The sequence below is a fragment of the Serratia liquefaciens genome (genome assembly GCF_027594825.1).
Taxonomy (GTDB): domain Bacteria; phylum Pseudomonadota; class Gammaproteobacteria; order Enterobacterales; family Enterobacteriaceae; genus Serratia; species Serratia liquefaciens_A.
In genome coordinates, this window is sequence record NZ_CP088930.1 from 1,834,969 (window position 1) to 1,847,472 (window position 12,504).

Sequence of the window (12,504 nt, forward strand, 5' to 3'; positions counted from 1 at the left end):
CTGTCTGATGAGATCGGAGGTGCTCCAGTGTGTAACCTTCGCCACCGCTTGTCCATGATCAATCAGCACGATGAAACGGGATCTGCGCCACAAAAAACAAAGCGCCGCCCAGGCGACGCTTTTTTTCTGCGCGATGCTGATTAGAATTCCATCAGCTCTTTTTCTTTATCCGCCAGAGCGGCATCCAGAAGTTTGATGTAAGCATCGGTCAGCTTCTGCACATCGTCTTGCGAACGACGATCTTCGTCTTCGCTGATTTCTTTGTCCTTCAGCAGCGCCTTAACTTTGTCGTTGGCGTCACGGCGTACGTTACGTACTGCCACACGGCCCTGCTCCGCTTCATTGCGCACGACCTTGATCAGGTCTTTACGGCGCTCTTCGGTCAGAGGTGGCAGTGGAACACGGATCACGCTGCCGGCTGAACTTGGGTTCAGACCCAGATCAGACGCCATGATGGCCTTTTCTACCGCTGAACCCAGGGAGCGATCAAACAGGTTGATGGCCAGGGTACGGGAGTCTTCTACGGTCACGTTAGCCAGCTGACGCAGCGGCGTCGCAGAACCGTAGTATTCCACCATGATGCCGTCCAGGATGCTTGGAGAAGCACGGCCGGTACGGATCTTGCTGATTTGGTTTTTGAATGCTTCTACGCTTTTTTCCATGCGTGAATCAGCATCTTTTCTGATTTCATTAATCACGTTGCAAACCCTTGGAAGCTGGAGACTTGGCAGGCCATACCACAGTATAGCCCGTGAATTTTACTCAAGGAGAGCGCATAACGCACAACGTTACCCGCTCCCGCTAAATCGGGCAGAACAGCCTTATTTGCTGATCAGCGTGCCTTCATTCTCACCCATCACCACCCGGCGCAGCGCACCCGGCTTGTTCATGTTGAATACGCGAATCGGCAGACCGTGATCGCGGGCCAGCGTAAACGCCGCCAGATCCATCACTTTCAGCTCGCGCTCCAGTACATCTTGATAGGTGATATGTTCGTACAGCGTTGCATCCGGATTTTTAACCGGATCAGCGGAGTATACACCATCCACTTTAGTCGCTTTCAATACCACGTCCGCTTCAATCTCAATCCCGCGCAGGCATGCTGCAGAATCGGTGGTGAAGAACGGGTTGCCGGTACCGGCGGAGAAGATCACCACGCGGTTATTACGCAGCAGGCTGATCGCCTCGGCCCAGCTGTAGTTGTCGCACACGCCGTTCAACGGAATGGCGGACATCAGGCGGGCGTTCACATAGGCACGGTGCAGTGCATCACGCATAGCCAGGCCGTTCATCACGGTAGCCAGCATTCCCATGTGGTCGCCCACTACGCGGTTCATGCCGGCCTGCGCCAGGCCCGCGCCGCGGAACAGGTTACCGCCGCCAATAACTACACCGACCTGAATTCCCAGTTCGACCAGCTCTTTAACTTCCTGAGCCATGCGATCCAAAACGCTAGCGTCGATACCAAAACCTTCTGCGCCTTGCAGGGCTTCGCCACTCAGTTTGAGCAGAATACGCTGATATACGGGTTTTGCATTGGTTGCCATGGTGTTCTGTCCTAAGAAGCAGTATTAGTATTGGGGATTTCAGCCGATGAAGTGCGCCTGTGCTGAGTATCATGCCACAGGGCCTGCCACCGGTGTAATTCTGGCTGGATAAAATGGAACCGCCAGACGGCGGCTCCATTAACAGTCATTAAGACTGCTTGCTCATTGCAGCAACTTCAGCAGCAAAGTCATTTGCCGCTTTTTCGATGCCTTCGCCCACTTCGAAGCGGATGAAGTTAACAACGTCAGCGTTGTGCTCTTTCAGCACCTGGCCAACGGTTTTGCTTGGTTCGATGACGAAAGGCTGACCGGTCAGAGAAACTTCGCCGGTGAATTTCTTCATGCGGCCTTCAACCATTTTCTCAGCGATTTCTTTCGGCTTGCCAGACTGCATGGCGATGTCCAGCTGAACCTGGTACTCTTTTTCTACCACTTCAGCAGACACATCTTCAGGCTTAACGAATTCTGGCTTGCTCGCCGCAACGTGCATGGCGATTTGCTTAACCAGCTCTTCGTCAGCGCCTTTAGCCGCGATCAGAACGCCGATACGTGCGCCGTGCAGGTAGCTGCCCAGCACTTCGCCTTCCAGGGAAGCCACGCGACGGATGTTGATGTTTTCACCGATTTTGGCAACCAGCGCTACACGTTCTTCTTCGAACTGTGCTTTCAACACTTCAACATCAGTGATTTTGCCTGCAACAGCAGCGTCCAGCACTTTGTCAGCGAATGCCTGGAAACCGGCATCTTTAGCAACGAAGTCAGTCTGGCAGTTTACTTCCAGGATCACGCCGTAGTTGCCTTCAATCTTGGTTTTGATCACGCCGTCAGCAGCTACGTTGCCTGCTTTTTTCGCCGCTTTGATCGCGCCAGATTTACGCATGTTTTCGATTGCCAGCTCGATGTCGCCGTTAGATTCGACCAGAGCTTTTTTGCAATCCATCATGCCAGCGCCAGTACGCTCGCGCAGTTCTTTTACCAGAGCAGCGGTAATATCAGCCATTTCTTTTTCCTCGGTTATCTCACGTAGAGACAGTTCTCATTCAGATAAGCAAAGGGGGCCAATAAAGGCCCCCCTAACCAACATATTCAATACCTGGTTAATAAGGGCTCAGTGACGAGCTTGCCTTATTATTCAGCTTCTACGAAGCTTTCTTCCGCTTGAACGGCCAGATCTTGAGAACGACCTTCACGGACGGCGGCAGCAACGGCAGTCAGGTACAATTTGATTGCACGGATTGCATCGTCGTTACCAGGGATGATGAAGTCAACGCCGTCTGGATCGGAGTTGGTATCAACGATAGAGAATACCGGGATACCCAGGTTGTTGGCTTCTTTGATCGCGATGTGTTCGTGATCGGCATCGATAACGAACAGAGCGTCAGGCAGACCACCCATGTCTTTGATACCACCCAGGGAGTTTTCCAGCTTGGCCAGTTCGCGAGTACGCATCAGCGCCTCTTTCTTGGTCAGCTTGTCGAAGGTGCCATCTTGAGACTGGATTTCCAGATCTTTCAAACGTTTGATTGACTGACGAACGGTTTTCCAGTTAGTCAGCATGCCGCCCAACCAGCGATGGTTCACGAAGAACTGATCGCAGGTGTTAGCATATTCTTTTACCGCTTCGCTTGCTGCGCGCTTAGTACCAACGAACAGGATCTTACCTTTACGGGAAGAGATCTTGGTCAGTTCAGCCAGTGCTGCGTTGGCCATTGGTACAGTTTTTTCCAGGTTGATGATGTGAACCTTGTTACGTGCGCCGAAGATGAAAGGCTTCATTTTCGGGTTCCAGTAACGGGTCTGGTGACCGAAGTGTACACCAGCCTGGAGCATGTCGCGCATGGAAACAGTTGCCATGATTAAACCTCTATAGAGTGAGTTGGGGTTATGCCTCCACGTATCCCATAACGCCGACCCTGGCGGTGATAAATCACCTCAGGGCACCCCGGCGGATGTGCCGATACGTGTGTGTTATTTACACAATGTGAGTGCAGTTAAAGTATTTTCGGCCTTTCCCGTCCTTATCGCAAGGACCAAGACGCGGATCTGCCGGCGCGCTTTATACCATAAACCCACCCCGGACACCAACTTTTGTTGCCACCGTCGTCGTCGCCGAGAAATCAAATTTGGCAGCCTCAGGCGGGGCTGATACCATAAGAGACTGCTTCTTATTATTTCTTTCTGTTGTCGGCGAGCACGACACCTGCGGACGAATTTCATGGCAATCTCAATTAAAACACCTGATGACATCCAAAAAATGCGCGTGGCCGGCCGTCTGGCTGCCGAAGTGCTGGAAATCATCGAGCCGCACGTCAAGCCTGGCGTGACCACCGGCGAACTGGATCGTATCTGTCACGATCACATCACCAACCAGCAGCAGGCAATTTCCGCCTGTCTGGGCTACCACGGTTTCCCGAAATCCGTGTGCATCTCGGTTAATGAAGTGGTTTGCCACGGCATCCCGAGCGATGACAAGGTCCTGAAGGACGGCGACATCGTGAATATCGACGTTACCGTGATCAAAGACGGTTTCCACGGCGACACATCCAAGATGTTTATCGTCGGCAAACCGACCATTCTGGGCGAGCGTCTGTGCCGCATCACGCAGGAAAGCCTTTACCTGTCGCTGAAAATGGTGAAGCCGGGCATCCGCCTGCGCACGCTGGGCAAAGAGATCCAGAAATTCGTTGAAGCCGAGAACTTTTCCGTGGTGCGCGAATACTGCGGCCACGGCATTGGCGAAGTGTTCCACGAAGAACCGCAGGTGCTGCACTATGATGCCGACGACGGCGGCGTGGTACTGCAACCCGGTATGGCCTTCACCATCGAGCCAATGGTCAATGCCGGTGATTACCGCATCCGCACCATGAAAGACGGCTGGACGGTAAAAACTAAGGATCGCAGCTTGTCGGCGCAGTATGAGCATACTATTGTGGTCACAGATAACGGCTGCGAGATAATGACGTTGCGCAAGGATGACACCATCCCCAACATCATTACGCACGAGATGTAAGCGCCGCGGCGTATTGCCGCGATGCATGATGTCACAGGCCGGCTTTTGCCGGCCTTTTTTATGGGCTGCGTACTATGTCTGAAAACTTTCGCCAACAAGACACCTCGGTCATTCCACGGCAGGCCGTGCCGGAGCAGCCTGAATATCCCAACGCCTATGGCGATGAGGATCTCAACTGCGTCGCGCTGAAACAGCGCCTTGAGCAGTTCCAACTGTGGCTGGCGGCGGCATTCAACGCCGGCTCCAGCGCCGAAAGCCTGGTCGCCGCCCGCAGCGACTTTATCGATCGCCTGCTGCGTCGTCTGTGGGTGTTCTACGGTTTCGAAGATATTCCGGAAACCGCCTTGGTGGCGGTCGGTGGCTATGGCCGTGGCGAATTGCACCCGCTTTCGGACATTGACGTGCTGGTGCTGAGTCAGCGCCGTCTGAATGAACAGCAGTCCCAGCGCGTGGGAGAATTTATCACCCTGCTGTGGGATCTTAAGCTGGAAGTGGGCCACAGCGTACGCACGCTGGAAGAGTGTCTGCTGGAGGGCCTGGCGGATCTGACCGTCGCCACCAACCTGATTGAATCGCGTATGATCTGCGGCGATGTAGCCCTGTTCCTGCAAATGCAAAAGCACATTTTCAGCGACGGCTTCTGGCCCTCCCCCCAATTTTTCCACGCCAAGGTGGTCGAACAGCAAGAGCGCCACCAACGCTACCACGGTACCAGCTACAATCTGGAACCGGACATCAAAAGCAGCCCCGGCGGCCTGCGGGACATTCACACCCTGCTGTGGGTAGCACGCCGTCATTTCGGTGCCACGTCGCTGGACGAAATGGTCGGATTCGGTTTTCTGACCCAGGCCGAACGCAACGAGCTTAACGAATGCCAAAGCTTCCTGTGGCGCATTCGCTTCGCGCTGCATCTGGTGTTGCCCCGCTACGATAACCGATTGCTGTTCGATCGCCAGCTCAACGTGGCGCAGCTGCTGCGTTATGAGGGGGAAGGCAACGAGCCGGTCGAGCGCATGATGAAAGATTTTTATCGCATGACGCGCCGCGTCGGCGAACTGAACCACATGCTGCTGCAACTGTTCGATGAGGCCATTCTGGCGTTGGACGCCACGGAAAAACCCCGGCCGTTGAACGAAGATTTCCAACTGCGCGGTGATTTGATCGACCTGCGTGACGAAACGCTGTTTATCCGCCAGCCGGAATCGATCATGCGGATGTTCTACCTGATGGTGCGCAACCGCGAAATCAAAGGTATTTACTCCACCACCGTACGCCAACTGCGCCATGCGCGCCGCCATCTGAAACAGCCGCTGTGCACCATTCCGGAAGCACGCGATCTGTTTATGGCCATTCTGCGCCATCCGGGTGCCGTCTCGCGGGCGCTGGTGCCGATGCACCGCCACAGCGTGCTGTGGGCCTATATGCCGCAATGGGGCAAGATCGTCGGGCAAATGCAATTCGATCTGTTTCACGCCTACACCGTAGACGAACACACCATTCGCGTCCTGCAAAAGCTGGAAAGCTTTGCCGATGCCGAAACGCGGCCACGCCATCCGTTATGCGTTGAGCTGTATCCGCGCTTGCCGAATCCGGAACTTCTGCTGCTGGCGGCGCTGTTCCACGATATCGCCAAAGGCCGCGGCGGCGACCACTCGATCCTCGGCGCGCAGGATGCATTGGAGTTCGCCGAGCTGCATGGTTTGAATTCCCGTGAGTCGCAACTGGTGGCCTGGCTGGTACGCTGCCATTTATTGATGTCGGTCACCGCCCAGCGGCGCGACATTCAGGATCCGACGGTGATTCAGCAGTTCAGCGCCGAAGTGCAGAGTGAAACCCGTCTGCGCTATCTGGTCTGCCTGACCGTAGCGGATATCTGCGCCACCAACGAGACCCTATGGAACAGCTGGAAACAGAGCCTGTTGCGGGAACTCTATTTCGCCACCGAAAAACAGCTGCGCCGCGGCATGCAAAACAGCCCGGATTTGCGCGAACGCGTGCGTCACCACCGCCTGCAAGCACTGGCGCTGCTGCGCATGGACAATATCGACGAAGAAGCGCTGCACCGTATCTGGAGCCGCTGTCGCGCCGATTACTTCCTGCGCCATTCGCCGAACCAATTGGCCTGGCACGCACGCCATCTGCTGGCCCATGACTCCACCAAGCCGCTGGTGCTGGTCAGCCGTCAGGCTACGCGCGGCGGCACCGAGATTTTCATCTGGAGTCCGGATCGCCCGTACCTGTTTGCCGCCGTGGCCGGCGAAATGGATCGCCGTAACCTGAGCGTGCATGACGCGCAAATCTTCACCAACCGCGACGGCATGGCAATGGATACCTTTATCGTACTGGAGCCGGATGGCAGCCCGCTGGCGCAGGACCGCCATGCGGCGATCCGTCATGCGTTGGTGCAGGCCATTACCCAGCGGGAATATCAGCCGCCGCGCGTGCGCAGGCCGTCCTCCAAGCTGCGCCATTTCAGCGTACCGACGGAAGTCAGCTTCCTGCCGACCCACACCGACCGCCGCAGCTATCTGGAACTGACCGCGCTCGATCAGCCAGGCCTGCTGGCCCGGGTGGGCGAAGTGTTCGCCGATCTCGGGTTGTCACTGCACGGCGCGCGTATCTCCACCATCGGCGAACGGGTCGAGGATTTATTTATTCTGGCCGACAGAGATCGACGCGCCCTTAACCCGGAAACGCGCAGAAAGTTGGAACAACGGTTGACAGAGGCCCTCAATCCAAACGATAAAATGTGATACAAGTAACCTTTTCGTAGACAACATCAGGACAGAGAACAGCATGCAGCAATTACAAAACGTTATTGAAAACGCCTTCGAACGCCGCGCGGAAATCACCCCGGCGAACGTAGACACCGTAACGCGCGAAGCGGTAAACCAGGTGATCGGCCTGCTGGACAGCGGCGCCCTGCGCGTTGCCGAGAAGATTGACGGTCAGTGGGTAACGCATCAGTGGCTGAAAAAGGCCGTGCTGCTTTCTTTCCGCATCAACGACAACAAAGTGATGGACGGTGCCGAAACCCGTTATTACGACAAGGTTCCGATGAAGTTCGCCGACTACGACGAAGCGCGCTTCCAGAAAGAAGGCTTCCGCGTAGTGCCTCCGGCTACCGTTCGCCAGGGCGCATTCATCGCCCGCAACACGGTGCTGATGCCATCCTATGTGAACATCGGTGCTTACGTTGACGAAGGCAGCATGGTTGACACCTGGGCTACCGTCGGCTCTTGCGCGCAAATCGGCAAGAACGTTCACCTGTCCGGCGGCGTCGGCATCGGTGGCGTACTGGAGCCTCTGCAGGCCAACCCGACCATCATTGAAGACAACTGCTTCATCGGCGCGCGTTCAGAAGTGGTTGAAGGCGTGATCGTCGAAGAAGGTTCAGTGATTTCCATGGGCGTATACCTGGGCCAGAGCACCCGCATTTACGACCGCGAAACCGGCGAAGTGCACTACGGCCGCGTGCCTGCCGGCTCGGTGGTGGTTTCCGGTAACCTGCCGTCCAAAGATGGCTCTTACAGCCTGTATTGCGCGGTGATCGTCAAAAAAGTCGATGCCAAGACGCGCGGTAAAGTCGGCATTAATGAGTTATTACGCACCATCGACTAAGCTGAAGATAGCGGGTGAATCACCCGCTATTTTTTTGTCTTCATTACGTGAGCAGTCACAGTCTCTGGCGCGGTTATTCGCCATAATCCCAGACCGTGGAATAAAGTTTATTTATAAGGTGGCGCTATTATGTATGACAACCTGAAAAGCTTAGGAATCAATCAACCGGAAGATGTCGATCGCTATAGCCTGCGTCAGGAGGCCAATAACGACATTCTTAAGATTTATTTCCGCAAGGATAAAGGCGAGTTCTTTGCCAAAAGCGTGAAATTCAAATATCCGCGCCAACGCAAGACCGTGGTCGCGGACAATGCCGGCCAGGGTTACAAAGAAATCCACGAAATTAACCCGAACCTGCGCTACGTCATCGATGAGCTGGACCAGCTGTGCCAGCGGGACCAGGTCGAAGTGGATCTGAAACGCAAAATTCTTGATGACCTGCGTCATCTGGAAGGCGTAGTTTCCCACAAGATTGCCGAGATCGAATCCGATCTGGAAAAGCTGACCCGCGGGAAGTAAGGGTTTAGCGAACTGATACTACAGATTGTAGGGGCGCAGCATGCTGCGCCCGCATTAATCGGGGCGAATATATTCGCCTCCTACAGGCGCAGGGTAAATTATTTCAGCAATGTGGCCCACTGCTCGACCCACGGACAGGAAACCACTTCCGGCTCAGGCTGTTCCATCGCATCGATTTCCAGCACTTCACCCACGCGGGTTGCCCCTTGCTCTTGCAGCAATGCGTCAAATGCGCGCCCTGCGCCGCAGAAGTTATCGTAGCTGCTGTCACCCAAGGCGATCAGACCATAGCGCAGCTCTGGCTGGTAGCCGACCTGATCGCGAATGGCATGGAACAGCGGTGCAATGCTGTCCGGCAAATCGCCCTGACCGGTGGTGGAGGTAATCACCAACGCGTAATGCTGACGGTAAAACTGCCAGGCTTCAAGCGTGCCCTCCTCGAACAGTTTGACCTCATGCCCCTGTTCGCTGAGGATATTTTCCGCTTCTTCCGCTACCAGCAGTGAGTTGCCGTAAACCGTTCCCACGAAGATTCCAACCTGAGCCATTGCTCCTACTCCCTTAAATACCTTTAGAAATGATCAGTTATCCTGACCGCTAGCCGAGGGAAACTCAACCCCGGCAAGCTCAGGGATACTCTCCGCCCAGCCAAACTGTGACATAACGCCCTGCCAGGACTGGTCCCAGCGAGCGGAAATCTGCAGCGGTTTGCCGGTCACCGGATGAGTCAGCTGCAGATGGCTGGCGTGCAGCATCAGGCGCGAGCAACCGAAATGCTCGGCCATGCCGCGGTTCTGGCGCAGGTCACCGTGCTTGCTGTCACCGATGATGGGATGGCGGATATGTACCATATGGCGCCGCAGCTGGTGCTTGCGGCCATGTTCCGGTTTCAGCTCAACCAGGCTGTAGCGTGCGCTGTCGTAACGGCCAATCGCCACCGGCATCTCTGCCTGCGCCAGCGGCCGATAATGGGTGATCGCCGGCTGCGGGCCTTTGTCCGCCGAGGCAAACTTGTCGGCGATTTTGTCCAGCTCTTCCGTCAACGGGTAATCGAGGGTATCGCCTTCCAGCACGTAGCCGCGCACCACCGCATGGTAGGTTTTCTGCATTTGGTGCTGTTCAAGCTGCTGCGACAACAGCCGCGCCACCTCGCTGGACAGCGCCATCAGCAACACGCCGGATGTAGGACGATCAAGGCGATGCACGGTAAACACATGCTGGCCAATCTGATCGCGCACGGTCTGCATCACAAACCGGGTTTCATGGCGATCCAGCCAGCTGCGGTGCACCAGCCAACCGGACGGCTTGTTCACCGCCACCAGGTGCTCGTCCTGATACAAAACCTCAATCACAATCTCTTTTCCTACGTAAAAGCCCAGATTCCGGCGCGAGTATACAGGAGTGCGTCAGGGCTAGTTAACCCATTCGATGGTCACCAGACGACTATCGGCCCGGCCGCGATCGTCCACCGCCCGAATGCGGTACTGCCCGTTGTTGATCGGTCGCCAGTCGATGGCCTTTTTGCTGGCGCTGCTGCCGAGATAAATGTCGTCAACAAACCAGTACACCGTTTTGCTGTCGGCATCGGTCACTGCGTTGAAGGCAATTTTATCGCGTCCCTGCTGCGATTGCCGCAGGGTATAGGTGGTGTTCTTGAGCGGCGAGGTGATGCGCGGCGCATTACCCCCAACGGCAATGCCGTTATCCTTGCAGCGATTTATCGGCGGCGAGCGCTTAGGCAACCCGGCCTGAGCGAACACGTTGGCCAGATCGGAAGGCCAGAACTCAAACACTTCAGTGCGGGTTTGCGCCTGGTCATAGGGCGGACAGGCCACCTCACCGCTGTGAATATCCAGCACCACCGGCCGATAAACGCTGTCGACCTTGATCGGTGACTTGCCGGGTATAAACCAGGTTTTGCCCTTTTGCTGGCACCAGGGGGTAGGTAAATCGCCGCTGGCCAGGCAAATATCCACCCGCCGCAACCGCTTCGGGAATGGCTGTCGGGGCTCCCGCAGCGAGGGATAGCTGGCATGCACACTGTCGATAATATTGAAGAATAACGGGGCCGCTGCATCGGCACCCACCAGGGCATTATTGCCGCGACTGTCGAAGTTCCCTTCCCACACCACCAGCACGTAGGGCCCGAAAATCCCTACGCTCCAGGCATCGCGAAATCCCCATGAAGTCCCGGTTTTCCAATAGACCGGCAGCGACGATGAGCGCTGCGCCAACGTGTCTCCCGGCCGTCGGTGTTGTCGCAGCATATCCAGAGTAATAAAACTGGCCTCTTCGCTGAGCAAGCGCACCGCCGGCGTCTCCACATCGCTACTCAGCATGCGCAATGGGCGCAATGCGCCGCGATTCGCCAACAAAGCATAGAGTTTCGCCAGTTCCTGAGCGGTAACCTCACCGCCCCCCAATACCAGCGACAAGCCATAGTGGTTCTCGCTGGCCATATTCTCGACGCCGCTCAGGCGCAAGAACTGGTAGAACGTCGGCTGCCGCAGCTGCGACGCCACGTATACAGCGGGAATATTGCGGCTAAAATTCAGCGCATCGGTGGCCGTTACCGGCCCGAGAAAACGCCGGTCAAAATTCTCCGGCGCGTAGGCACCAAATGAGGAGGGCACATCTTTCAGAATGGTCATCGGATGCAGCACGCCCTGCTCCATGCCCAGAGCATAGATAAAGGGCTTCAGGGTCGATCCGGGCGAACGCTTGGCATGGGTCCCGTTCACCTGCCCTTGAATCTGGCGGTTGTAATAGTCTGCCGACCCCACCAGCGCCCTGACCCCCATATCGCGGCTGTCCACCAGCAGCACTGCGGCATTGTGGATCCCACGGCTCTGATTGCGGGCAATAAAGGCGTTTACCTGGCGTTCGACCAAACGTTGCAGCCCGACGTCCAGCGTGGTGTCGACGCGGCTGTTTCGCTTCACCCACTGCGGAGTTTGCTGGCGCAGTTGCTCGATAAAGTGCGGTGCTATATAGGGCATCTGCTCGGGTTGACGCAGCGCCAGGGGAAGCCGAAACAGGGCCTGTTGGCTGCTGTCGGTCGCGTAGACTTGCTGCCAGCGCTGGAACAAGCGGTCGCGCGCCTGCGTCAGGGCAACGCCCAGCACGCCCGTTTTGGGCTCCAAACGGTAACTGGGTGACTGCGGCAACACGGCCAGGGTTAACGCTTCCGGCAGGGTCAGGTCTCGCGGTGGCTTGGCGAAATAGATCAGGCTGGCGGCACCGATGCTTTCAATATTGCGACCGTAAGGGGCATAGTTCAGATAAGCTTCCAAAATATCGTGCTTGGAGTAGCTCAGCTCAAGCTGTATCGCACGCGCGACCTGCAGCAGTTTGCCACCCGGCGTACGGGTGTTGAGATGCCAGCGCATGCGCGCCAGTTGCATGCTGATGGTCGAACCGCCCTGCATCCTGCCACCGGAAACATAGCTGCGCCAGAAGCCGCGCGCCAGGCTTACGGGGTTAAAACCGGGATTGTAGTAAAACCACCGATCCTCATGCAGCAGCAGACCACGCACCGCCAAAGGTGAAATGTCTTCCAGCGGGGTCCACAGCCGGTAACGATCGTCATTGGCCAGCGTGATGCGCATCAGCGTACCTTGACGATCATAGTAGGTGGAGGACAGCGGTAATTCTTGCGCCAACGGCGGGTGCGGCCATAGCCGAATGGCGCCAAGCACCAGCGCGAGCAGAAAGACCGCCATCAAGCTGTTCTGCAGCCAGGGTGTTTTCAGGATTTTCATCGGGTCTCAACGCGCTGACGTCGGGCTGCGGAGATTAGCCCGACGT

11 protein-coding genes are annotated in these 12,504 nt (G+C 56.3%); 4 read left to right on the forward strand and 7 right to left on the reverse strand.

The window, feature by feature from the left end; translation table 11 throughout:
• Positions 1-140 precede the first annotated feature (140 nt).
• The 4 genes from frr to rpsB form a co-directional block, all read right to left on the reverse strand.
• Positions 141-698, reverse strand: coding sequence for a ribosome recycling factor (gene frr, locus LQ945_RS08390; RefSeq protein WP_044553128.1), 558 nt, complete (start codon positions 696-698; stop codon positions 141-143).
• Between the two features lie 123 nt (positions 699-821).
• On the reverse strand, positions 822-1,547 hold the full coding sequence (gene pyrH / locus LQ945_RS08395) for a UMP kinase (protein ID WP_004952223.1): 726 nt from the start codon (positions 1,545-1,547) through the stop codon (positions 822-824).
• A gap of 148 nt (positions 1,548-1,695) precedes the next feature.
• On the reverse strand, positions 1,696-2,547 hold the full coding sequence (gene tsf / locus LQ945_RS08400) for a translation elongation factor Ts (protein ID WP_020828364.1): 852 nt from the start codon (positions 2,545-2,547) through the stop codon (positions 1,696-1,698).
• Between the two features lie 128 nt (positions 2,548-2,675).
• Positions 2,676-3,401 (reverse strand): 30S ribosomal protein S2, encoded by a 726-nt coding sequence (gene rpsB / locus LQ945_RS08405; RefSeq protein ID WP_020828365.1) that lies wholly within the window; start codon positions 3,399-3,401, stop codon positions 2,676-2,678.
• 361 nt (positions 3,402-3,762) lie between these two features.
• Here rpsB and map point away from each other — a divergent pair, with 361 nt between their 5' ends.
• The 4 genes from map (at position 3,763) to LQ945_RS08425 (ending at position 8,697) form a co-directional block, all read left to right on the forward strand.
• Positions 3,763-4,557 (forward strand): type I methionyl aminopeptidase, encoded by a 795-nt coding sequence (gene map / locus LQ945_RS08410; protein ID WP_037418856.1) that lies wholly within the window; start codon positions 3,763-3,765, stop codon positions 4,555-4,557.
• Positions 4,558-4,631: 74 nt separating this feature from the next.
• Positions 4,632-7,310 (forward strand): bifunctional uridylyltransferase/uridylyl-removing protein GlnD, encoded by a 2,679-nt coding sequence (gene glnD, locus LQ945_RS08415; protein WP_270102680.1) that lies wholly within the window; start codon positions 4,632-4,634, stop codon positions 7,308-7,310.
• Between the two features lie 43 nt (positions 7,311-7,353).
• Positions 7,354-8,178, forward strand: coding sequence for a 2,3,4,5-tetrahydropyridine-2,6-dicarboxylate N-succinyltransferase (gene dapD / locus LQ945_RS08420; protein WP_020828368.1), 825 nt, complete (start codon positions 7,354-7,356; stop codon positions 8,176-8,178).
• Positions 8,179-8,307: 129 nt separating this feature from the next.
• A complete protein-coding gene (locus LQ945_RS08425) occupies positions 8,308-8,697 on the forward strand; it encodes a DUF3461 family protein (RefSeq protein ID WP_006318690.1) in 390 nt (129 codons plus the stop codon).
• 98 nt (positions 8,698-8,795) lie between these two features.
• Here the strand turns inward: LQ945_RS08425 and LQ945_RS08430 are convergent, their stop codons facing one another.
• The 3 genes from LQ945_RS08430 to pbpC are packed head-to-tail and all read right to left on the reverse strand — an operon-like array spanning position 8,796 to position 12,458.
• The gene (locus LQ945_RS08430; protein ID WP_044553138.1) at positions 8,796-9,245 is read right to left on the reverse strand and encodes a flavodoxin; all 450 of its coding nucleotides are present in this window, start codon (positions 9,243-9,245) and stop codon (positions 8,796-8,798) included.
• Between the two features lie 33 nt (positions 9,246-9,278).
• Positions 9,279-10,049: a tRNA pseudouridine(65) synthase TruC gene (gene truC / locus LQ945_RS08435; RefSeq protein WP_270102681.1), complete on the reverse strand. Its 771-nt coding sequence runs from the start codon at positions 10,047-10,049 to the stop codon at positions 9,279-9,281.
• Positions 10,050-10,109: 60 nt separating this feature from the next.
• Positions 10,110-12,458: a penicillin-binding protein 1C gene (gene pbpC, locus LQ945_RS08440; RefSeq protein ID WP_122080081.1), complete on the reverse strand. Its 2,349-nt coding sequence runs from the start codon at positions 12,456-12,458 to the stop codon at positions 10,110-10,112.
• Between the last annotated feature and the right edge of the window lie 46 nt (positions 12,459-12,504).

What these genes read in the sequence shown, in the direction of transcription:
- pyrH (WP_004952223.1), bottom strand. Translation starts at nt 1,547, where the DNA reads ATGGCAACCAATGCAAAACCCGTATATCAGCGTATTCTGCTCAAACTG.
- tsf (WP_020828364.1), bottom strand. Translation starts at nt 2,547, where the DNA reads ATGGCTGATATTACCGCTGCTCTGGTAAAAGAACTGCGCGAGCGTACT.
- rpsB (WP_020828365.1), bottom strand. Translation starts at nt 3,401, where the DNA reads ATGGCAACTGTTTCCATGCGCGACATGCTCCAGGCTGGTGTACACTTC.
- map (WP_037418856.1), top strand. Translation starts at nt 3,763, where the DNA reads ATGGCAATCTCAATTAAAACACCTGATGACATCCAAAAAATGCGCGTG.
- glnD (WP_270102680.1), top strand. Translation starts at nt 4,632, where the DNA reads ATGTCTGAAAACTTTCGCCAACAAGACACCTCGGTCATTCCACGGCAG.
- dapD (WP_020828368.1), top strand. Translation starts at nt 7,354, where the DNA reads ATGCAGCAATTACAAAACGTTATTGAAAACGCCTTCGAACGCCGCGCG.
- LQ945_RS08425 (WP_006318690.1), top strand. Translation starts at nt 8,308, where the DNA reads ATGTATGACAACCTGAAAAGCTTAGGAATCAATCAACCGGAAGATGTC.
- LQ945_RS08430 (WP_044553138.1), bottom strand. Translation starts at nt 9,245, where the DNA reads ATGGCTCAGGTTGGAATCTTCGTGGGAACGGTTTACGGCAACTCACTG.
- pbpC (WP_122080081.1), bottom strand. Translation starts at nt 12,458, where the DNA reads ATGAAAATCCTGAAAACACCCTGGCTGCAGAACAGCTTGATGGCGGTC.